The sequence below is a fragment of the Waterburya sp. genome, assembly GCF_058530065.1.
In genome coordinates this window covers 1-22,544 of record NZ_JBZNBU010000254.1, presented here as the reverse complement: position 1 = coordinate 22,544, position 22,544 = coordinate 1, and the positions used below count along the sequence as shown (strand labels likewise).

Sequence of the window (22,544 nt, the reverse complement as noted above, 5' to 3'; positions counted from 1 at the left end):
ACTTAGATCTCTCTGTCACCTTTGCTGCGTTTAGTATTTGCTTTACAAGCAGTATCTGGGATAATAATTCTTGTATTTTTAAAAATCATTCAATAAATGAATTATAATCGACCAACTTTTATGGGAATCGGTGCCCAGAAAGGAGGTACTTCCTGGCTATATCAACAACTAATGAGTCACCCTGATATTTGGTTGCCACCAGTTAAAGAATTACATTTTTTTGATTTAGATTTAGAGCGTATTAGCCAACAAAATAAAATAGGTTTAAATTTAATAAAATCACGAGTTTTAGGAAATAATAAGTGGGAAAAAGCAAGAACTATTTCCACGGTTAAAAGTATTGCCAAAAGTATTTCTGCTGGAAACTTTGCGGGTATTTCTTGGTGGTTGCATTGGACTTTTGGTAAGCTGGATGCAACTTGGTATCGACAATTATTTCTTCCAGGTAAATCTTATAAGTGCTGCGGTGATATTACTCCTGCCTATTCAACTTTAGACGAATCGAAGATTAGTTTAATTAAAGAAATTAATCCCGACATGAAGCTGATTTTTATCCTGAGAAATCCAATCGATCGAGCTTGGTCTGCTGCCAAATATAGCCTTCAGAGAGGAAAAAGGCAACACAACCTTGATTCTGTTACTGAGGTAATGAATACAGCTAACAAAACTCAGTTTGAATTACGAAGTAATTACGAGCGTACTTTAAATCGGTATTTAAAATATTTTGATTCGAGTCAAATTTTAGTCTGTTTTTATGATGCAATAAAATCCGATCCCATAGGTTTGATTTCAGGAATTACTGATTTCTTAGAAATTCCTCCTCTACCTGTAGAAAAAATCAATAATACTAATAAAGTCAATGCTTCCTTTAATAAAAAGATTTCTCCTGAATTAAAAGAATGTTTAATGGAAAAATATGCACCCATGACTACTAGGTTGGCACAAAGATTGGGTAGCTATTCTCTATATTGGGATGGAGTAGATGATTCTGTTAAGCAAGATCGCAATTCTGATTACCTTCTCCCTTGCATTCATCCTTAACTAAAATAAGAAAATAGGGATAAGCTAACTTATCCCTATACACCCTAGAAAATTTAATCTTTGAAAAACTTATTTACCCTTAGTTTGGGTTTTAGCCTGTTCCATGGCGATCGCTTTCATGGCTTCAAAAGAGTTGCGATTGGAAGAACCTTCAATGGCTTTGACTGCTAGATCTTGAACTTGTTGTAGAGAAGCATCTAACTGTTGCGATAGCTTGCTAATTCTAGTTGCTTGATGTCTAATAGTACTTTCTAAAGACTCAATTCGCAATTCGTAATTGTTAGTTTCTCCAGCGATTTCTTTCGCGCGTAAATCGGCTTTAACTTTAGCTTGATAAGCACCGATCCCTTTACCCTCTTCTGTTCCTTGTTTGATTTTGGCTTTTAATTTTTCGGCAAAAGCAGCTACTTTCTCTTTTGCTTCAGCATATTCTGTTTCCAGTTTGGCAATTTCTGTTTCTTTTTCTTGCCATTGTTTTTCTAAAGTTTCCCGCGCTAATTCTAATTCTTGCTGTCTGAGTTTGGTTTCTTGATTGTATTGTTCTTCGTCTAAATCTCTAGTCAAATCTAGGTTATATTCGTATTCTTCTTTAGCTCTTTGTTGGCTCTTGCGATGATCTTCGTTTCTAGTTTTAATAAATCTACTTTTAGTTTCTTTTTCTTTTGCCCAAGCCTGTCTTAAAGTCTCTAATTCTTGGCGATCGCTTTCCTGTTGTTCGCTAAATTCTTCGGTATATTTTTTAGCATCGGTTTGATATTTTTCGATTAGTTCGTCGATCGTTGTTTCTTCTATTTTTTCTAATTTATGTAATTCTTTTAACTCTAGTTTTTCTAAAGCGATCGCTTCTCTTACCGATGCCAATTCTGTAGCTTCGGCAATTAGTTGTTCTGATAAATTACTGACTGCCCCACCAAAACTACTTTGAATTTCTGCTAAAGCTTGAATAGTTTTAGAAATATCTTGATGATTACTTTTCGTAGTCGTAGGAACTACTTTTCTGACTGCTACTGGAGGATTAGATTTATTGTTTGTGGGAGTAGCTTTGGGTTTGTTTTTTAGTTCTGTTTCTAAACTTTTCTTTTGTTTTTCTAGTTCTTTATATGCTGCTAAAATTTCTGCTTTGGTGCTTTTAGAATTAATTGCCATGATTGTTAGTTGTTAGTTGTTAGTTGTTAGTTATTAGTTGTTATAGGTATTGGTGACAATAATTTATGTTGCGCGTTAACTGTCAACCATTCCAGCCATAACCGTTATAGGTGATAGGTTACTGAAAAGCTTGCATTGCTAAGTTTTGAGCTTGAGTATTAACTTCTTGCAATTGTGACGTAATTTCAGCAATTTGTTCCGTTTGTCTTTCAATTACTGAAGTTAAAGATTCAATCTTTAATTCGTATCCCTGTTGGTTAGCAGCCCATTCTTTTTCTTGAAGTTCTGCTGCAACTTTAGACTTATTATCGGCTTCTTTAATAGCAGCACCCTTAGCTTTGTTATATTCTTCTTTAAGCTTGGCTTCAAAGCCATCAATTTCTGATTTATTTTTAGTGAATTCTGATTTATTTTCTGCTAAATATTTCTCTCTTTCTGTCCAATCTTTATTTTTAATAGATTGCTGTTCTTCTAATTCTCTAGCCTGCAAACGTTTGCTTTCTTCATACTCATCTAGTTCGATGGTTCTTTGTCGTTCTAATTCGTATTGATAGTCTGCTTCTTCTTGTTCTCTTTGTTTGGCTAATAACTCCGCTGCTTCTTTGACTCTAGTTTCAAATTCATCTTGCTCTTTTGCCCAATATTTTCTGGTTTGAGACATTTCTTTTTCAATAGTTTCTTTTTCTCTTGCTGTTTGAGCTTGTAAAGAAGAGATTTTTTCTTGATGTTCTCTTGCTAAAATATGTAGGGCATCAGCAACTAAACGGACTTGATTTAATTGTTTTAAATATTCTTTTTCAACGGCGATCGCTTTTTGTAATTCTTCTAATTTATTAGATTCAATAGTTAGATTATCGGCTAGTTCGTTGACCGCGCTACCAAAGCTTAACTGTAAAGAAGCCATCCCGTTAATAATATTATCAACGGTATAATCTAAAGTCTTATTTAATAGTTGTTGGTTTTTATTTTTTTCTGCTTCTTCTTCTTTGGTGGCAATTTTAGACTCATTTTTTTGATACTGAGTTAATAGTTGCCCAAATGCTGCAACGATGGCATCTTTGTTATCCTTGACATTCGTTTGGTTCATAATTTTCCTTCAGATTCTTTAAACTAATTGAAACCTCTGTAAGTTTTATCCAGACTGGAATTGAGAGATTTTCTTTACAAGTAAATTGATTTAAAAATCAACAATATAATTATCATAGCTATAATTGATTTTTAAGTCAATCATTTTATTGATTTTTTTTTCAACTTTTTCCAGCTAGATAGTAAACCATCTTAACCACAGACTACATATGGGATGTAGAGAAGAATCATTGACATAACAACGAGTAATGAGTAATGAGTTTTGACAGAAAAAAACGTTTCAGAAAAAAGTCCTTAAAAATTTGGTAATGAGGAATTCAGTAAAATAACCATTTTTAAATCAACACCAAAGCATATACAGCAAAAATACTGAGTTCACAAAGAATGAAAATAAATTATTTTGGATGAAATAAATATATTTTCTAGGGACATATTGTGGTTGAGCTAATTCTAGAACCAGACACGCAATTAGTAACCGTCAACGACTCAGATCCTACAATTTCAGTCTTATGGGATCGAGCAATTCAACAAGCAGTAATTGATACCGAAGTAGGTCCTACCATTGCTTCTCGTGCTTATAGTACTCTCCACGCCGCCATCTTTGATGCTTGGGCAACTTACGATCCAGTGGCGATCGCGACAACTTACGGCGATCGCTTTTCCCGTCCTGAAAGGGAAAATACCCCAACTAATAAACACAAAGCAATCAGCTATGCTGCTTTTGAAGTAGCCAGCGATCTATTTCCCGAACAGGTTTTTCTGTTTGAGGAGTTGATGACAGATCTCGGTTACGATTACTCTGAAGATGTTTATCGAGATCTTACCAACCCAGAGGGAATAGGCACTTTCGCTGCTAATTATTTGTTGCATACCCATTACGATGATGGTTCTAACCAACTAGGGAAAGATATTTCAGGGATAGAAGGCAAGCCTTATTCCGATATTAGCGGTTATCAATACATCAATCACGATGCCAACAGTATTGTAGATCTCGACTATTGGACACCTGAAGATATATCTCTTACCGAAAAACCTCAATTACAGAAGTTTTTAACTCCCCATTGGGGCGATGTCACCCCCTTTGCCGAAGCAACCAAAGAATTAGTTCCCGAACCTCCCGAACCTTTTCTATTAATAGAAGGTGAAACCAATTTAGCAGAGAAGACCATTACTTTGACCGATGGTTCAATAGTAGAAATAGACCGTAATTTAATCGGTACGATTATCAATCCTGAATTTATCGACCAAGCCCAAGAAGTAGTTAACTACAGTGCCGAATTAACCGACGAACAAAAACTAATTGCCGAATTTTGGGAAGATGGCAGCGGTACGTCTTTCCCTCCTGGTACTTGGATGACATTTGGGCAGTATGTTTCGGCTAGAGATAACCATAGTTTGGATGAAGATGTCGAACTTTTCTTTACTCTAGGTAATGCTGTCTTTGATGCTGGTATTGCTTGTTGGAAGGCTAAAACCCATTACAATTATGCCCGTCCTGTCAGAACCATTCTCGAACTGGGAGAGTTGGGTTTAATTGGGAAATACAATCAATCTTTGGGAGGTTATGCGATCGATGCTTGGCAGCCAAATTTAGGCACTCAAACTATTTTAGCCAAAGATTTTGTGACCTATCAAACTCCCAATAGCGATCCTTCTCCTCCCTTTGCTGAATATACATCGGGGCATAGTACTTTTAGTGCTGCTGCTGCTGAAGTTTTAAGATTGATTACTGGTAGTGATGAATTTGGTGCGTCGATCGCTTTTGCACCAGGATCTTCTCGATTTGAACCAGATTATACGCCACAAGAAACGGTAACTTTAGAGTGGGATACTTTCAGCGCGGCAGCAGACGAAGCAGGGATTTCCCGACTTTATGGTGGAATTCATTTTACCGATGGGGATCTCAATGGTAGGTTGTTAGGTCGCGAAGTAGGTGATGCAGTGTACGATGAAACTCAATTTTATCTTAATGGTGGATGGGAAGACTGGGAGACAGGGGGACAAGGAGATAAGAAGAGTATTTAGTCAGCTACTTTTAGGTATATTTAAACACTATTATTCCCTCTTTTAGACCTAAATCAAAGTGCCTACTCGTCCCTTAGTTAAAAACCTACCCTTGTGAGAACGGTTTCATATCGTTTTACTTTTTAGTTAAGACAGATAACTTAAAGCTAAGAGCTAATAGCTAAAGGCTAATAGCTAAAACTGATAAATGATGTGTCTTGGTTAAAAACTGAAATGATATCATCCCTAACCACTAACCAGCAGCAAATTCCGTTGATATTCGAGAAAGTCTAATAACCAATCCTTCAGATAGCGGGTTGCACGACAATCATCTTCGTTATAATCTAGAATCAATTTTAATAAAGCACGATCTTGAGTAGTCAGCCAGCGATCGTACCAACATACCGCACTATCGCCACTAGCCGAAGCTTCTCGCCAATGAAAACCAATCCAATTAGCTAACGCCTTGAGAGAATAACTTTCTACAGGAAAAATCGTCGATTCCATCACCCATAAATGTAAATCTACCAAGCGAGAAACCACTTCTTGAGTAATAGCTTTTGGCGTATTGTAAAGACTAGCCAAACGTATAATAGTGTCTAGTTCGTATTCAGAATAGTGAAAGATGGGCGCGTCGGGATAGAGATTGACAAAATCTACAAACTCTTGCCAAATTTTGCCTTCATCTTCTGGTTTTTCGGCAATAAAAGCATGAAAAGATTCTGTATTAGTGGTGCGATCTAATAAAATAACTCCCAACAAATAATCAATTTGTCTTTCTGGTTCAGCTTCAATATCAAAATAGATTTCATAAACTCCCGAAGGAATGGGTTGAGTGTTAACCAGATCGAAATTAGATCGAACTAGAGGACGCTCGCTTTTAATCGAGTTAACTTGTTGTTTTAATTGACGGGCAATATCGCGATCGACGATCTCAGCTATTGTAGTTTCTGGAGTAGTTGCCAAAGATTCAAAACTATCAACGCCAATAGTTTGGAGATATTCATATCTTCTGGGAGTTACTCCTGGCACTAAAGATAAATGATTGTCTGCTTTGGCTATTTGATAACAATGTTTATACCAACTACAAAGATTGCACCTTTGACGGGAAATAAAAACTTCTGGTTCTTGTTTCTCGGCTAACATCATCAGACATTCAGCAACAAAATCTTCCATTTTAGTCAGCCAAATATCTAACTTAATCAAATAATCGTTTTGTTCTTTTAAAATTAATTGAGATTGCTGGGGAACTTTGCCTTGAATAATACCTAAAAGCCGCGCATGGAAAGCAGCAATTAACTTATATTCGGGTTTAGCTCGACGACCGAGTTTAATATTAACGGGAATATATTCCCAATTGCCAAAAATAGATTCTCCTGGCTGTTTGACGAATAAAGTTGGTGCAGCGGTAAAAAAGATATCTTGTAAAAATTGTTGCTGTTTGGGGGTTAAGCGATCGCTTGGAATCTGACAAATCAATGCCTCTTGCCATCGATCGTAACCGAGACTCAAATTACCATGAATAATATAGTCAGCACCTTTTTTCATCAAAGCAATAGTTTGGGCTGAATTCAACTGCCAATCTTTCCGTAAAGCTTCTGGTTGCTGGCAATTCCAGTGACGATTCTGAATGACACTAGCAACATGACTTTGATTTTCTCGTTTTAACTTCAGTAAAAAATCTTTGTCGCGGTCTCTATCTTGTCTGTCGCCATAAATCTCTAGAAAAGTACGACGATGGCAGCGTTTATAATTTAGTAATAGATGGTCGGAAATTAACATTTATGGACGGGGAAGCAATAAAAATTGGTTAACCAAAGAAAGAAGAATTGACTGTTTTTCATTTTGCAACAGTTTTACTTCCCCAAAAATTGTGCTGCTGAATATTGAATGGAAATATCGGTATACTAACAAAAGTTCGCTACAGAGCAAGATACTTAGATACTTTTATATGAATAATAGTTTATCCTCAACCAATCTCCAAGAACATCGTCAAAAATTCCCTGGATTGGCTAACAAAACCTATTTTAACTTTGGCGGTCAAGGTACGATGCCAGAGGTTGCACTCTCCGCAATCATCAATACTCATAAGTATATTCAAGAAGTAGGACCTTTTTCTGGGGGAATCAATAGTTGGCTAACTGATAAAGTTCAAGATTTGAGAAGTGCGATCGCAACGGAATTAAAAACTACTCCCGAAACTATTTCGATTACAGAAAATGTTACCGCAGGTTGCAATATTGCTTTGTGGGGCATCGAATGGCAGCCAGGCGATCGCATTTTGATGACCGATTGCGAACATCCAGGGATTATCGCTACCGTTGAAGAAATAACTCGACGTTTTGGTGTAGAAGTGGCAATTTGCCCGATTATGGCTACTTTAAACGATGGTAATCCGACAGAAATCATTCAAGATCACCTAACAAATAATACCCGCTTGGTGGTGTTAAGTCATCTACTGTGGAATACAGGACAAGTATTACCCCTCAAAGCCATAGCTCAAGCCTGTCACAACTATCAAGGCAAATATAAAGTTAGATTGATGGTAGATGCCGCCCAATCTGTCGGTTCTTTAGATCTCGATCTTCCAGGTTTAAAAGTAGACTACTACGCCTTTACAGGACATAAATGGCTTTGTGGTCCTGCGGGGGTTGGCGGATTATATGTCAGTTCAGAAGCTTTTGCCGAATTACATCCTACTTTTATCGGTTGGCGCAGCGTGGAAATGTACCAACAGGGCAAACCTATTGCTTGGAATCAAGACGGTACAAAATACGAAGTCGCTACCTCGGCATATCCCGAATATGAAGGATTGAGAAGTGCGATCGCCTTACACCAATCTTGGGGTAATTCTGAAGCAAGATATCAAAGAATTTGCCAAACCAGCGAATATCTCTGGAATAAATTACAAACAATAGATCCCGTTACTTGCCTGAAAAATACTCCCCCCGAAGCGGGATTAGTTTCCTTTACAGTGGCAGGAATAAATCACTTAAAATTAGTTGCCGATTTAGAAAAACAAGGCTTTCTCTTGCGGACGATTGCCGATCCAGACTGCATCCGCGCTTGCGTCCATTATCTTACTCTGACAGAAGAATGCGATCGCTTGATTGAAATTATAAGTAAGCTAGTGGTTAGTGGTTAGTAGTTAGTAGTTAGGGGCGTTTCGCGAAATGGTCAGACCCCGAAGGGAATGCTGACCAGCAGCCCGTACAGTAGTTAGTGGTTATGGGTTGCAGGTTATATAGAAGCTTCATCTTCAAACTTATAACCCACTCCCACTACAGTTTTGACAAAAGTAGGATTGGCAGAATCTGGCTCGATCTTTTTCCGCAGCCTTCTAATATGGGTATCTACTACCCTTTCATCCCCAAAAAAGTCATTGCCCCAAAGCTTATCGATCAATTGGGCGCGACTCCAAACTCGACCAGGATAGCTGAGAAAGGTAGATAGCAAGCTAAATTCTAGAGTAGTTAAATCCAACTCATCCGTGACACTATTTAACTGTCTGGTAGCAGTATGCTTATCTACATTAACCGTAAAATGTTTGGTGCGATAGGTTTGGGAAGTATCTTGAATTTCGTGGCGCAAACTACGTCTTAACAAAGCTCTAACTCTGGCAACCAACTCGCGGGGGCTAAATGGTTTAACTAAATAATCGTCTGCCCCCGTAGATAGTCCGATTACCCGATCTATTTCTTCTCCTCTGGCAGTCAGCATTAAAATATAAGGATCTTTATCATAGGGTTGCTGGCGAATGCGAGTACATACTTCCAGTCCATCTAAACCAGGAAGCATCAGATCGAGAATTACTACATCGGGTTGTTGCTGTTTGAACTTTTCTAACGCGCTCAAACCATCGTTGGCAATTTCACAAGAGAAACCTTCTCTAATTAAAGTTTGCTCGATTAATTGAGCTATTTCTTGTTCGTCATCAACAACTAAAATTTTCATTACAATTTAACAGAAATTTTGATTTATGTTTGAACCACCACAAGACAATTTTAATCGGGATCTCCAAGGTAATTCTAAATATTCTGCCTCGGACTTAGAATCGGACAAAAATTTAGCCAATATTGATGCTAATTTATCGGCAAAAAATGTAGCTTTGCGCAAAAAACAACTAGAAAAGATCTTTTTGCAATTAATTGCCTTTGGTTTGGCGATCGGACTAATATTTGGTATTGGCACTTATTATCTGATTAATAGACTGGGATTGAATAAAAAGCCCTATCAACTGGAACAAGAAAAAATCGAACGAGAAAAGAGAGAAAGATCTACAGAACAAACCCTCCTTCCCGCGATCGAAAGATCTCCTAATATTAATTAGAAAACTCAGTGGATTATCCCTATTTAACTACTTTTTGTAAATTAATTTGCTAATTACTTTTAATCCGTTTAATCGGAAAGTGAACCAAAGCAGGTTCTCCTCTTAATTGCCAGTCAAATCTTGAAATCCAATGACTGATAAAAATTTTGGCGATCGCTACCTAAAGAAATTCCCAATAAAATAAAAGTATGAACAAAATTGACACATATCCTTGTTGATTAAGCATTTACTCTCATTGACAAAAAGTAACTTAATTATTTAATTCAACTTCATTGTTATAGCGATCGCAATTATTTATTCAATCCAGCATAGATTTAATAGTGTTGGATTTTTTTTATTAGTAGAGCGATCAACATTATTACTAACTAACTCAATATAATGTGGTATTACCGCAGGTAAGAAATTAAAAGCATTGGAACAAGTTTTTAATTTGACTCCCCAAACAATGCCTGACGATATTAAAGACCCAAAAATTTTAAATACTTTAAGCACATCAGAATTAAAGAAAATAGCCAAGAAACGCAAATTATCTGGATATAGCAAATTTACTAAAGTTAAGATGGTTAATTTATTGGCTAAATAATTTTATAGATCGCATTTCTAAGACAATCAAAAATAGAATTGCGATCGCGATCGATGACATTTGGATATTTCATAAAGCATGGTGGTAAAGAAATTTAATTAGCCAAAATTAGTGCGATCGATGACAAGACATCAGCCTGGAGATGAAATTGCCAATAAATATCGAATTATCAATTTATTGGGTCAAGGTGGTACGGGAGTTACTTACATAGCCGAAGATTTAAACCAGGGGCGAAATGTTGCCATCAAGGTTGTTTCGTTTAAGGAAGTTGATTTAATTCCGCCACAGCAGCTTTAAAATATCTTAAGGGGAAAACTCCAAATAGGTCTAATTTAATTAAAAGCGATCGCGACAGCAACTCAGCTACTTCAAAGCGATTCAAACCCGTCAATTCTAAAATTTTTATTGAAAGAACAGACAATACGGTAAAACTAAAAATTCCCTCGTCTGGCTTTAATTTTCAAACAATGAATCTAGTTGCAGCCAGTTTGGTGATAAATTTTTTGGTTGTGTCTTTAGATCTTAAACTTCTTTTAGGTACTTCAACAGTTTACTTTACTGGTTTGGGAGGATTTCTATTATTTACTATTTTTCATCTACCAAATTAAACAGAAACAGTATTAGTTTAGATAGGATATTTTAAACACCATTGTTCGGTTGTATCGTGCAGAAAATCTAATACTTCTTGATGAGTATCAATTAAATGATTTTCAGGAATAGCAATTTTATTTCTGATAAAAACATCGACTAATAATCTTTTATCGCTAGCTAGTTTAATAATCTGCCAAGGAATAAACATTTTAGATACGATTGCGAAGCTAGTCGAAGACATCGCCTGAATATTTGCCTCATCCCAACTAAGAACGTAATTAAAATCTTCAGGAACATTGGAAATCTCAACTTTAAAATGATCTGCCAAACTTTCAGCTAATTCTTGAAAAGCCCAAGCCCCATCACCACTATTGAGAATAACTTTTTGGTTCATGTTTTAATTCTTATTTTTAAGATGAAATCCGATAATCATAGGCAAGAAAATGCTTTTTAATCCAGAGCGATCGCCTTAGTTTAGATTTAAAAGGAATATTATCCCAATCATTTTTACCATCATCAATAATTATGGAATTAGTTAGATTTTTTTAGGGCTGTATATGGTTTATGAGAATAATATTTAGGGTAAGAATCCAATCTAATATGCAACCAATAAACTCCTAAGCCAGAAGTACTAACCCAAAGGGGCTTTTGGCTGAGATTTAATTCAATTTCTTTGCCTAGAGTTTGCCACAATAGATGTTGTTGTTCTTCGGGTGCGTTGCGAACAAACGCTGCAATATGAGGGTATGATGACTCTTTCGTTAGAGGGCGAGGTACGACTAAGAAGGCATCTTTTCGCAAATTAGCAAAGGTAACCACCTCTTGTTCGGATTTAAAATACTGCTGAAAGCTACGGTAGTTGGGTTTGACTGTAGCCAATCGAGGATTATTGACTAAGACAAACTCGAAAGGGCGATTGACTTGCACTCGATCTATCGGTGGTGTTTCCCAAAAATAGGCTTGGTAAGGAGAATTGGCTAATAAAGATATAAAGAAAGTTCTGAAATTAAAATCTTCTTGCCACAGTTGAATAACTTGAGCATAGGTAATAATGCAATCCCTTTGCAAGATAGATATTTGAGACACATTATCGGAATCAATTAGCTTGTATTTAGCCGTCCACATATCAAACTTTATATAGAAATAGACATTATCTGGAAATCTTACTTCCGTCTGACGCTAGAATATACGACGGATACTTTTTTTTGATAATGCCAAGAGGCAGCATTTGGTTATATGAGTAAGGGAACATTATTCGATAAAGTTTGGGATTTACATACCGTAGGAACGTTACCCTCTGGTCAAACTCAACTATTTATTGGTCTTCATCTGATTCATGAAGTAACTAGCCCCCAAGCTTTTGCCATGCTGCGCGAAAGAAATCTCAAAGTATTGTTTCCCGATCGCACTATAGCTTCAGTAGATCATAACGTTCCTACAGAAAATCAAGCCCGTCCTTTTGCCGATGTCTTGGCAGAAGAGATGATGCAAGCTTTGGAAAAAAATACCCAAGACTATGGCATCAGATTTTATAACGTCGGTTCGGGAAATCAAGGTATCGTCCACGTTATCGCCCCCGAACAGGGTTTAACTCAGCCAGGAATGACCATCGCCTGTGGTGACTCCCACACTTCCACCCACGGAGCATTTGGCGCGATCGCTTTTGGCATTGGCACTTCTCAAGTTAGGGATGTTTTGGCTTCTCAGACTCTAGCCCTAGCTAAACTTAAAGTACGCAAAATTGAAATCAACGGCAAACTATCTCATGGTGTCTTTGCTAAGGATGTAATTCTCCATGTCATTCGCAAACTAGGAGTGAAAGGTGGCGTGGGCTATGCCTACGAATTTGCAGGAACTACTTTTGAAGCCATGAGTATGGAAGAAAGAATGACTGTCTGCAATATGTCCATCGAAGGGGGGGCGCGCTGCGGTTATGTAAACCCCGATGAAACTACTTTTGCCTATCTCAAAGACCGAGATTTTGCCCCCAAAGGAGAAGCTTGGGACAAAGCCGTCGCTTGGTGGCAAAGCATTCGCAGCGACGAAGATGCGGAATATGACGATGTCGTAAAATTCGATGCAGCAGAAATAGAACCTACGGTAACTTGGGGTATCACTCCAGGACAGGGATTGGGCATTAGCGAAACTATTCCCGTCGCTGAAACTCTCGCAGCAAGCGATCGCGCGATCGCCGAAGAAGCTTACAAATATATGCAACTAACCCCTGGCGAACCCATTAAAGGCACAAAAATTGATGTTTGCTTTATTGGTAGTTGCACTAATGGCAGACTTAGCGACTTACGGGAAGCTGCCAAAGTAGCCCAAGGGCATCATGTTGCATCGGGAGTTAAAGCTTTTGTCGTTCCAGGTTCGGAAAGAGTCAAACAAGCAGCCGAAGCCGAAGGATTGAACGAAATCTTTGAGCAAGCTGGGTTTGAATGGCGCGAACCAGGATGTTCTATGTGCTTGGCAATGAACCCCGACAAACTACAGGGAGATCAAATTAGTGCTTCTTCTTCTAACCGTAACTTTAAAGGTCGTCAAGGTTCTTCTACTGGTAGAACTCTTTTAATGAGTCCTGCAATGGTAGTGGCAGCAGCCGTTAAAGGTGAAGTCAGCGACGTTCGTGAATTGTAAAGACTTGAGAAACGGGAAATCTCACTTGGATAGATTTTTTTAATATTTAACATTGATCGCTCTTAACTCGACTTTATCCAATCAAGATCCTCGATCGCTTTTTGATAATTTCCTAATTTTCGCTGGATGTTGCCTCTGTTGTAATAAACTTGAGGTAAATTGGGATTGATGGCAAGTGCTTGAATATAGTCATCGATCGCACCTTGGTAATTCTTTAATTCATAACGCTCATTACCCCGATTGTAATAGGCTGTAGCATCATTTCTCAGACTTCCTGGAGTATCTTCACTAAGTTCTATTTGGCATGAAGGAGTATAAACTAATGATAGTGGTCCTCCATAAACCAATAGCAATTGTGTCCCCAGACATTCTCGTTCTACTGAAGTGATTTCTCGTTCTGAAATTTCGCCTTCTTGAGGACATCTTTCTTGTGTCCTACCAAAAAGCATTAAGTAAACTGCTGGCAAATGACCAGATGGTGCAGACATATCGAACTTGACTTGTGAATAATCAATCCATCGATCCTTTTTCAACCATGCGACTTCTGCAGCAAAACATCTATAAGCAGCAGGGTAGAAATCAGAATACTGGGTACAGCGATTATCAATCTTAACTTGAGTGCTAAAACCAAAATGCCCATTGCTATATTCTACCCACAAGCGATCTATCTCCCTGAGTACTTGGCAAGGAAAGTATGCTATGTCCTGATTGCTTAGTAGCTCATCTGGTTGCCGATTTCTGGCTTTGAGCATCAGATTCAAAGTCTCCAGATCGGCTTTTTGCCATTGTTGGGCTTTGAGTAGGCTTTCTAAATGTCTGTAAGAAGATATTTCTAAAGTCTTTTTGGCAGAAATTTTGGTGCACTTAGCCAATTTTGCGATTTGACTTGCAGAATTAGAATTTTCTTCTCTAAATAACAAAGGCGATTTCTGGATGTAGCTCGTATTTCCCAAAATACAGAGATAAGCTGCTATGCCAATAACGAAGCTGAAGGAATTTTTCAACATTTGTCTGTCCCCTCTCTCTTTCAGAGGTCATCTCAACGAGGGATGGCTATATATTGTAATTAATTTGTAATTTAAAATATTCATTTCTTCAATCATCCCCTAAGTTCATCTACAGTGCCAATCATGTAAAGATACTGTTCGGAAATATTAGAAAACTCGTCATTTAAAATGCGATCGCATCCCGATAAAGCATCTTCAAGCCTTACCATTTTCCCTGACAACCCCGTAAACTGTTCGGTGGTAAAAAAGGGCTGAGTGAGAAATCTTTCTAATCTGCGGGCGCGGTAGACGATGTTGCGTTCGCTTTGTGCCAGTTCTTCTAATCCCAACATGGCAATAATGTCTTTTAGTTCTTCATAGTTAGCTAGGGTTTGGCGAACAGCTTGAGCAATACGATAATGGCGATCGCCCACAATTTGCGGAGTCAGCATTTTGGAATCCGACTGGAGGGGATCGATCGCGGGATAGAGTCCTTCACTGACTCGTTTGCGGGATAAAACAATAGAAGCAGAAAGATGAGCAAAGGTATGTACCGCAGCAGGATCGGTCATATCATCGGCAGGAACATATACTGCTTGAATCGAAGTAATCGAACCCGATGCTGTATTGCAAATCCGTTCTTCTAGTTCCGCTAATTCGCTGGCTAAAGTTGGCTGATAACCTACCCTGGAGGGCAATTGTCCCATTAAGCCCGAAACTTCCGAACCTGCTTGAATAAAGCGAAAGATATTGTCGATGGTCAGCAAAACATCCTTGTGGAGATCGTCGCGAAAATATTCCGCCATGGTTAAGGCTGCGTGTCCCACCCGAAAGCGTACTCCAGGAGATTCGTTCATCTGCCCAAATACCATCACGGTGTTGTTTAACACTCCTGCCTCTTTCATCTCCCGATACAGTTCTTCTGCTTCCCGCGATCGCTCGCCGATACCACAAAAGATACTCACACCCTTGTAGCGACTGACGACATTATGGATTAACTCTGTAATTAAGACCGTTTTACCCACCCCCGCACCGCCAAATAAACCAGCCTTTCCCCCTTTTTCCAAAGGTGCGAGAACGTCAATCGCTTTAATTCCCGTGAGAAAAATATCCGTTGTAGTAGCGCGATCGCTTAAAGGAATCGGATCGGCGTGGAGCGATCGCCTAGGTGAATCGGATAAAGATTCTAAACCATCAATTGGTTCGCCAAAAACATTAAACATCCTGCCTAAATTAGCTTTCCCTACAGGTACTTGCAAAGGATGACCAGTATCGATAACTTGCGAACCTCTAGCTAGTCCTTGAGTGGGAGTTAGGGCGATCGTCCTGACTATTTCCGAACTGAGATAAGTCATGACTTCTAAGGCTACTCTGCCATTATCGCCCGCTTTTAATAAGTATTTTGGTTCGGGCAAACATTTTGGAAAGCAGACATCAACTACACTACCACGAATAGAAATAACACTGCCTTGATTAACCATAGCAACTAACAACTAACAACTAACAACTAACAACTAACAACTAACAACTAACAACTAAAGATAAAAAAAAAGCCAGCGGTTATATTACTACTGGCTTGCCCTTGGGAGTTATCCAACACTCTATCTAGAAGAAATTAGTAATACTGTTCGTTATCTTTGTTAGGATCGCCACTGTAAGGCTGCACTCCTGTAGATGGGTAATCATCATTGGTTGGTTTGAATAGATTAGCGACTCCGTTCCAAACTGATTCAACTGTATCTTTGATCCAAGTAAAAATTTTCATATAAATTACCTCCTAATTATTCTTGTAATAAAAAATCTCGATTAAATTGTTGTCTGGTAAGGGGATAGTCTAACAGCAATCCTTCTCCGCCCAAAGGATAGTCTTCGTTCAGAGGTTTTCCTTCAACTGATAAAAATACAGATGCTTGAGGATCGATGCTGGTTGCTGTATAAAGCACCTGCCCTACTCTGTAGATTGTCGAACTACTTCCCCCTCCTAGAGCAAATTCACCCGATAGGTTCAAAAATATACCTTTATCATTGACTTGTAGATCTAGCAACCGCGTTCCCTGGGGAATTGTCGTGGTGGGGTCTAAAATAGAAGACTGAGTAAACAGTTCATCTACCACTTGTTTTAAGACAAGCCGAGGAGAAGTCGCAGTAGTATGTACGGTCTTGGGTATTAGTCGAATACGATTATCAACTACTTCTAATTGATAGATTTGAGGATTCAACTTAGCTGGCTGAACCTTTTCCAAAACAGGTGTTTTGAGCAAGCTGGGAGCAACGATTCTAGCCAACGCCCACAAAGCCGTAATTTGAGTTACTCCAATTAATAACAGAGATAAGCCAACAATTATCGGTATGGAATTAGACGATCTGTTGTGTACTTTCATCTTGTTTTACCTCTTAGCTTTAATTGCAGCAACTCCAGCTAAAACTATTTGATATTAGTAGTTGCTACTTCCGCTTTGGGCATGGTTACAGTTAAAACACCACTAACAAGCTCGGCGCGAATGCGATCGACTTTAATTTTTGTGGGTAAATCTATATTGCAGTTAAGTTCGCCATAGTGAAGTTGCGAAGGAATTAATTCTTTTTCTTTGATTAATTTATGGTGGGATGGTTTCCAGAAATTGCAATTGACTTTGGTTCGGCGTTAATGTTTAAGTGTCTGATCTCTACTCCAGGTAGCTCTGCTTTCAAGATGAGATCTTTTTCAGTCTCGTTGAACTCGATTGCAGGACACCAAGTATGCTCTGATTCATTCATTATTACCTCCTGTTGATTGAATAAAAACAAAACTAGTTTTTCTGGTCTATTTTTAAACTACGCTTATTTTTTGAGGAATTTGTGAGGAAAATTGAATGGGGAGTCAGAAGTCAGGAGTCAAAGGATAGTCTATCTGGCTTGAGTGGGAATCTAGAGCAATGCGATCGAAGTAAATTCCGATTATTTTCGGTTTACTGTATTCGATACCTCGATACTTCAAATTTTCCCTGGACCAAACAACAAACAATTGCCTACAGGGTATAGGTTCTGGAGAGTTGAGCTTGGCTAGATAAATTTTTTGCTTTGTTTCGACTTTACAGTTTCTGGTTTTCGCCTGCGGACACTTTTTTTGATAGCATCGTTCCAGATGTTCGATTAAATCTAGCTCCGAACACTTTTCTAGATGTTTGATTTTGTGTCTGTGCCAAAAGTTGAAAGGATTGATAAATCTAACGTAGGTATTGACAGCAAACAACTGTTTAAAATATAAGATCCAAGGAAAACTAATTTTTATAACCATAGATAATCTCCTATATCTCAATATATTTAGAGATTATCTTATTGGGTTGAAGAACTTGTGAGGGGTGTTGGCAATTGTGTTTTTAAATTGAGTTTTACAATGAGTTCTACAACCGACTCAATTGTTTGACAAAAACGGCAAACTTACAGTGACAGTCGTACCTGAATCTACTTGACTTTCAACCTTTATACTTCCTCGATGAGCCTCAACGCAGCTTTTAACGATCGCCAGACCCAAGCCCGTACCAGGAATTCTGCCTACGTTACTGGCGCGATGAAACGGCTCGAACAGTCGCTCTTTATCTGCTTGAGGAATGCCAATCCCCCAATCTTGAGCCGTAAATAAAATGCGATCTTCTTTGGGTATTAGTTTAAATAAAACTTTACCGTCATCGGGAGAATATTTGATCGCGTTTGCTAATATGTTGCCCAAAATGTGTCGCAATAAACTTTCATCCCAGCTAGCTCGCTTAATTTGCCCTTGGGCTTCAAAGACAACTTTAATGTTTCTTTTGTTGGCGTTAAATTGAAGTTGTTCTACTAGTTCCAAACAGAATAATTCTAGATCTAACTCGGTTAAATGACATTCAAACGTATCTGCTTCGGTTCGCCCTACTAATAGTACTTCATCCAAAAGCTGCACCATGTTTTTACTCGCATTGCGTAACATCTGAAACAAATAAACTTTTTTTTCCTCGCTGAGAAAATCGTTTTTATTATGGAGCAACTCGGTACAGGACAATACCGTAGTCAGAGGATTGCGGAAATCGTGAGAAAACATCGAAACTAATTCTGACTGGAAATGGTTAATTTCTTTTGCCTTCATCAACTCCTGAGTTTTTTCTTGAATTTGAACGGTGAGATTTTCATTTGTTTCTCGTAGAATATCCGCAGCTTTCTGCCGTTCGATCGCATAATGAATCGATCGCACTAAAACATCGATATTAATCTCCCGTTTGACTAAATAATCCTGCGCTCCTTGTCTGACGGCTTCAATTGCCAAGCGATCGTCGTTAGTATTGGTTAAAACTACGATCGGTAGGTGAGGAAAGTTGTTAACCAACAACTCTATTGAAGTTAATCCCCGACTGTCTGGTAGAGTTAAATCTAGCAAGATTAGGTCAAATGTGTTGGCTTGCAAACGGTTGACTGCAGTTTGCAATCGCCTCACATGAGTTAACACAAAGCGTTGCAAATTAAAACTTTTAAAAATTTCTTCTAATAACCTGGCTTCAGCAAGGTCGTCTTCGACCAGCAAAATTGAAATCTCACGAAATTTAGTTGTTGGAGAAGGCGATTGCTCAATTGGACTACTAGACATAATTTTGTCGCTCTGTTGATAATGTTCGAGCTTTACTGTGGTGGCAGGGTTACAGTGGAGAGCCAAAACTCTTCAATACGTCTGACAATGGTAAACAGTTGGCTGAGGTTGCGAGATTTAGTAATAAAGCAATTAGCGTTGAGTTCGTAGCTTTGGAAAATGTCATCTTCATTTTTCGAGGTAGTCAGAACTATGACAGGAATCCGCTTTAATATATTACTGGTTTTGATTTCTGCTAACACTTCACGACCATCTTTTTTGGGTAAATTCAAGTCCAAAATAATTAAATCGGGACGGGAAACGGAGTCATATTCGCCTTCTTGGTACAAATATGCCATAGCTGCTACACCATCCCTCACGGTTTCCATTGTGTAAGTAATCTCGCTATTTTTTAATGCCTCGCGAATCAGCCGAATATCAGCTTGATTGTCCTCCACCAACAGAATAGTTTTTGGCTTTTCTTCCATTTCTAGAGTCACGTTCGCTTCCTCCTACGGGGATCGTAAAGTAAAAAGTCGCTCCTTGGTTTAATTCTGACTCGACCCAGATTTTTCCGCGATGGCATTCGGCTATTTTTTTACAGATTGCCAATCCCATACCAGTACCAGGATATTCATCGCGAGTGTGAAGACGTTGGAAAATGACAAAGATGCGCTCGTTAAATTGGGGATCGATACCGATGCCGTTATCTTTTACCCAGAACAACCATTCATCTTCTTGCCGTTCTGCGCCAATCTCAATTTGGGGAGGTTCGCTGCTACGGAATTTGAGGGCGTTGAGGATCAGGTTTTGAAATAGCTGCATTAATTGAGTGCTATCTGCCCGCAATATAGGTAGAGAATTGAGAATTTTAATTTGTGCCTGGGTTTGGTCGATACGTCTGCGGAGGTTAGTTAAAGCTCGATCTAAAGATATTCTCACATCGGTAATCGTAAATTCGCTACCCTGGGTGTCTACTTTGGAATAGACTAAAACGTCATCAATTAAAGTTTGCATCAGGCTAACTCCACCGACTGCAAAGTTGATAAAGTCTTTGGCATCTTCATCCAGGCGATCGCTATAACGCATTTCTAATAGCTGAACGTAATTAGAAACGTGATTGAGAGGTTCTTGTAGATCGTGAGAAGCAACGTAGGCAAAGCGTTTTAACTCTGCATTGGAACGTTCTAGATCCTGGGCGAGTAAGGCTAATTCTTCCGCCTGACGAAGTACGACATTAACGATCGCCCGTCTTAATTCTCGCACGTTGTCAATTTCCGCAGCTTGCCAGGGCAAAGAGGTCAGACGCACTTCTTCTTTCCATAATTCAAAAGATTTGCGCGGAGACAGACGCTGTGTTCCCTCTTCACTGATTATTTGATAGGCATGGTTGGGATCGCCACCCCAATTTACGGTTTGAATTACTTCAGGTCTAAACCAAAGGACATAGTTGCGACGAGAAATTGCCATTGCCACTAATCCACTGGCAACATTTTTGTATGCTTCCCCTTCGGGATAAATTTCTGCCAGGGAACTAGTGGTAAAGACTTCTTCCTTAATGTTTTTATACAACCACTGCACCAAAAAGTTTAACTCTTCTTCTTCAGGAGTTTCCCCTACTAAAGTCCAGTTGCCGTTAACGCAAACTGCTGCCCCCGTAGCAGCCGTTAGATCCAGAAAATCAGACTCTTCTTTAACTAGTCCTGCTACGAAGTTTTCCCCTTGAGTGATGTTATCGATTAACTGCGATCGCAATTGACTCAGCTTTAGACGATAATCGTAGTCTTCGCTTTCTTGTCGGTTAGCAATTTCTGCAAAAATTACCCGTCCTAAAAATTCGCAGGTTTTACGCAGTTCGTAGGGAACGTATTTGGGAGTCATATGATGGCAGGCAATTAACCCCCACAGTTTGCCATTTTCAATCAGAGAAATAGTTAGAGAAGCCCCAACACCCATGTTATGCAAATATTCTAAATGGCAGGAGTAAGGACTTCTCAGGATCGAAAGAGTTAAATCTATAGGACGATTGGTGCGCGGATGTTTGGCAGGATACAGTTCTACTGGTTCGGCGTAAGCATCGGGAATCAGGCGAATCCAGTTGGAACTAAATAACTTTCTAGCTGGCTTGGGAATATCGGAGGCGGGAAAATGTAGATCGAGATAGGATTCTAGATGGGGTAACTTTTCTTCGGCAATTACCGCCCCGTGATTGTCATCATCAAAGCGATAGAGCATCACGCGATCGAACCCTGTTACTTTCCGTACCTCTCGCACGATAATTTGACAAAAATCTTTCAGACTAGCAGTCGCTTCTAATCGCTCAATAGATGCCCTAGCTAGGTGATAAAAACTTAAAAATGGAATATTTTCTTGAGACTCGGCAGGTTCTAATTCCAGAATTAAAATTCCATCGCGATCGCGGTGAAAGACTCCATCAAAAACTGCATATTCGTCACCATTTTTTCTGACCCACATTTTAGTTGGGTTGATAAAATCTAAATCATTTTGATTGATACCTTTTTGAATTAGATCGAACTGAAAAGGGTCAAAAAGCTCTTCTAAAGTTTTACCAATTATTTCCTGGGCGCGTACCCCAAAAGCATAATGGCAATTTGTTGAAGCTTGGACGATCTCAAATTCTGGTTCTTGAAGCACCAACACTATGCCATGAGGTTGAATCAAGCTAGAGGTATGAATTGCCTGCTTCTCTAGTTCATCGATGGTAGTAATATTGGCGAATTTGATGTTAGCATCCTTCACTGTCTTGCTCCTGTATTTTGCTTGTTATATGCCAAAACCCTACAACTGTTTGAGTTTGGGAAAATATTAGCTAGTAAAACTGCGTTCCGTTGCCTCCAATATTAAAAGCGAAGCTGAAAGTAGATATTTTTACGGGCGATCGCTATTTTCTTGCAGCTATCGCTATTTGACAACATTATTTATGAGTAATTCAGCAGTTAAATAGTAAGCTAGCTAATAATATCTATATTTGACGCTCACATTATGTCATCTATCTATACAATAAGCGAGTCACGAAGAAGTTTTTTGCTACTTTAGAAAAGTATTATGTTCTTAAAAAATAGACAAGAAGCTTCTATTTAGATCGCTAAATTAATTAATTTTTGCCTTGCTTTAAAATAACTGTATAGATAAGTTTAAAATATGCAAAATTTGTCAACTTAAATATTGAGAGAAGAAAATATTTTTTGAAGCACTTCAGCAGAATGTAGTTAGTAGAAACTTTTTAGGCTTTTTAGGGAAAAAATGAAGACTCGATCTGCAATACTTTGATTTCAAATAACTACCACATTCTGATTTATCTCCATCTCTTAGTTGTGAAAGTATTAATTTGAGTTCGACACTTTGATGAAGCAACAACCAGATCTAGCAATTTTTGGTAGCGATCGCTTCGATCCTATGGCATATAGTCGTTCTAATTAATTTCCTTACGATTCAAAGTACATGCGGGCAAGCCCTTTGTCGTTTCGAGGCTTTAGGCTTTAGGCTTTAGGCTTTAGGCTCTAGGAAACTAAAACAGTGTATTTGTTCGCATGGTTTCTATTT

Annotated in this window: 23 protein-coding genes; 7 read left to right on the top strand and 16 right to left on the bottom strand. The window is 38.6% G+C overall.

All coding sequences use genetic code 11. The annotated features are described in order from the left end of the window. The first annotated feature begins 120 nt into the window (after positions 1–120). A complete protein-coding gene (locus AC33VI_RS15135; protein WP_491783098.1) occupies positions 121–1,041 on the top strand; it encodes a sulfotransferase in 921 nt (306 codons plus the stop codon). A gap of 69 nt (positions 1,042–1,110) precedes the next feature. Here AC33VI_RS15135 and AC33VI_RS15130 read toward each other — a convergent pair whose 3' ends face one another. Beyond that, complete coding sequence (locus tag AC33VI_RS15130) at positions 1,111–2,187, bottom strand: hypothetical protein (protein ID WP_491783097.1); 1,077 nt, start codon at positions 2,185–2,187, stop codon at positions 1,111–1,113. 118 nt (positions 2,188–2,305) lie between these two features. After that, positions 2,306–3,274 (bottom strand): hypothetical protein, encoded by a 969-nt coding sequence (locus AC33VI_RS15125; RefSeq protein ID WP_491783096.1) that lies wholly within the window; start codon positions 3,272–3,274, stop codon positions 2,306–2,308. 434 nt (positions 3,275–3,708) lie between these two features. Here AC33VI_RS15125 and AC33VI_RS15120 point away from each other — a divergent pair, with 434 nt between their 5' ends. Continuing rightward, positions 3,709–5,298, top strand: coding sequence for a vanadium-dependent haloperoxidase (locus AC33VI_RS15120; protein ID WP_491783095.1), 1,590 nt, complete (start codon positions 3,709–3,711; stop codon positions 5,296–5,298). 225 nt (positions 5,299–5,523) lie between these two features. On the opposite strand, the gene AC33VI_RS15115 is transcribed toward AC33VI_RS15120, so the two are convergent. Beyond that, complete coding sequence (locus AC33VI_RS15115) at positions 5,524–7,059, bottom strand: TM0106 family RecB-like putative nuclease (protein WP_491783094.1); 1,536 nt, start codon at positions 7,057–7,059, stop codon at positions 5,524–5,526. Positions 7,060–7,228: 169 nt separating this feature from the next. On the opposite strand from AC33VI_RS15115, the gene AC33VI_RS15110 reads away from it, so the two are divergent. Further along, complete coding sequence (locus AC33VI_RS15110) at positions 7,229–8,422, top strand: aminotransferase class V-fold PLP-dependent enzyme (protein ID WP_491783093.1); 1,194 nt, start codon at positions 7,229–7,231, stop codon at positions 8,420–8,422. 95 nt (positions 8,423–8,517) lie between these two features. On the opposite strand, the gene AC33VI_RS15105 is transcribed toward AC33VI_RS15110, so the two are convergent. Next, positions 8,518–9,231, bottom strand: a complete 714-nt coding sequence (locus tag AC33VI_RS15105; protein ID WP_491783092.1) for a response regulator transcription factor — start codon at positions 9,229–9,231, stop codon at positions 8,518–8,520. 25 nt (positions 9,232–9,256) lie between these two features. Between AC33VI_RS15105 and AC33VI_RS15100 the strand changes: the two genes are divergently transcribed. The 3 genes from AC33VI_RS15100 to AC33VI_RS15090 all read left to right on the top strand — a co-directional run bounded on the left by AC33VI_RS15100 (position 9,257) and on the right by AC33VI_RS15090 (position 10,487). Further along, positions 9,257–9,607, top strand: coding sequence for a hypothetical protein (locus AC33VI_RS15100; protein ID WP_491783091.1), 351 nt, complete (start codon positions 9,257–9,259; stop codon positions 9,605–9,607). Positions 9,608–10,019: 412 nt separating this feature from the next. Further along, on the top strand, positions 10,020–10,190 hold the full coding sequence (locus AC33VI_RS15095; protein ID WP_491783090.1) for a hypothetical protein: 171 nt from the start codon (positions 10,020–10,022) through the stop codon (positions 10,188–10,190). Between the two features lie 120 nt (positions 10,191–10,310). Next, positions 10,311–10,487: a hypothetical protein gene (locus tag AC33VI_RS15090; protein WP_491783089.1), complete on the top strand. Its 177-nt coding sequence runs from the start codon at positions 10,311–10,313 to the stop codon at positions 10,485–10,487. Positions 10,488–10,815: 328 nt separating this feature from the next. Here AC33VI_RS15090 and AC33VI_RS15085 read toward each other — a convergent pair whose 3' ends face one another. Together AC33VI_RS15085 and AC33VI_RS15080 are read right to left on the bottom strand one after the other, a co-directional pair. Continuing rightward, positions 10,816–11,175, bottom strand: coding sequence for a hypothetical protein (locus AC33VI_RS15085; RefSeq protein WP_491783088.1), 360 nt, complete (start codon positions 11,173–11,175; stop codon positions 10,816–10,818). Between the two features lie 137 nt (positions 11,176–11,312). Further along, positions 11,313–11,906, bottom strand: a complete 594-nt coding sequence (locus tag AC33VI_RS15080; protein WP_491783087.1) for a DUF6940 family protein — start codon at positions 11,904–11,906, stop codon at positions 11,313–11,315. Positions 11,907–12,017: 111 nt separating this feature from the next. Between AC33VI_RS15080 and leuC the strand changes: the two genes are divergently transcribed. Next, complete coding sequence (leuC, locus tag AC33VI_RS15075; RefSeq protein WP_491783086.1) at positions 12,018–13,418, top strand: 3-isopropylmalate dehydratase large subunit; 1,401 nt, start codon at positions 12,018–12,020, stop codon at positions 13,416–13,418. Positions 13,419–13,480: 62 nt separating this feature from the next. On the opposite strand, the gene AC33VI_RS15070 is transcribed toward leuC, so the two are convergent. The 10 genes from AC33VI_RS15070 to AC33VI_RS15025 form a co-directional block, all read right to left on the bottom strand. After that, positions 13,481–14,425 carry a GUN4 domain-containing protein gene (locus tag AC33VI_RS15070; RefSeq protein ID WP_491783085.1) on the bottom strand — a complete coding sequence of 315 codons (945 nt, stop codon included), beginning with the start codon at positions 14,423–14,425 and terminating at the stop codon, positions 13,481–13,483. A gap of 92 nt (positions 14,426–14,517) precedes the next feature. Then, positions 14,518–15,885, bottom strand: a complete 1,368-nt coding sequence (atpD, locus tag AC33VI_RS15065) for a F0F1 ATP synthase subunit beta (RefSeq protein ID WP_491783084.1) — start codon at positions 15,883–15,885, stop codon at positions 14,518–14,520. Positions 15,886–16,019: 134 nt separating this feature from the next. Then, a complete protein-coding gene (locus AC33VI_RS15060; RefSeq protein WP_491783083.1) occupies positions 16,020–16,169 on the bottom strand; it encodes an isochorismate synthase in 150 nt (49 codons plus the stop codon). Between the two features lie 16 nt (positions 16,170–16,185). Further along, positions 16,186–16,785: a GerMN domain-containing protein gene (locus AC33VI_RS15055; RefSeq protein ID WP_491783082.1), complete on the bottom strand. Its 600-nt coding sequence runs from the start codon at positions 16,783–16,785 to the stop codon at positions 16,186–16,188. Positions 16,786–16,829: 44 nt separating this feature from the next. Then, on the bottom strand, positions 16,830–16,940 hold the full coding sequence (locus tag AC33VI_RS15050) for an Hsp20 family protein (RefSeq protein ID WP_491783105.1): 111 nt from the start codon (positions 16,938–16,940) through the stop codon (positions 16,830–16,832). A gap of 56 nt (positions 16,941–16,996) precedes the next feature. Then, positions 16,997–17,161: an Hsp20/alpha crystallin family protein gene (locus tag AC33VI_RS15045; protein ID WP_491783081.1), complete on the bottom strand. Its 165-nt coding sequence runs from the start codon at positions 17,159–17,161 to the stop codon at positions 16,997–16,999. 103 nt (positions 17,162–17,264) lie between these two features. After that, entirely contained in the window at positions 17,265–17,681 is a 417-nt protein-coding gene (locus AC33VI_RS15040) for a hypothetical protein (protein ID WP_491783080.1), read from the bottom strand. Between the two features lie 117 nt (positions 17,682–17,798). Beyond that, complete coding sequence (locus AC33VI_RS15035; RefSeq protein ID WP_491783079.1) at positions 17,799–19,001, bottom strand: sensor histidine kinase; 1,203 nt, start codon at positions 18,999–19,001, stop codon at positions 17,799–17,801. A 32-nt stretch (positions 19,002–19,033) separates the two neighbouring features. After that, positions 19,034–19,468 (bottom strand): response regulator, encoded by a 435-nt coding sequence (locus AC33VI_RS15030; protein ID WP_491783104.1) that lies wholly within the window; start codon positions 19,466–19,468, stop codon positions 19,034–19,036. After that, on the bottom strand, positions 19,419–21,740 hold the full coding sequence (locus AC33VI_RS15025; protein WP_491783078.1) for an ATP-binding protein: 2,322 nt from the start codon (positions 21,738–21,740) through the stop codon (positions 19,419–19,421). The genes AC33VI_RS15030 and AC33VI_RS15025 overlap by 50 nt, the downstream gene beginning before the upstream one ends. Positions 21,741–22,544 lie beyond the last annotated feature (804 nt).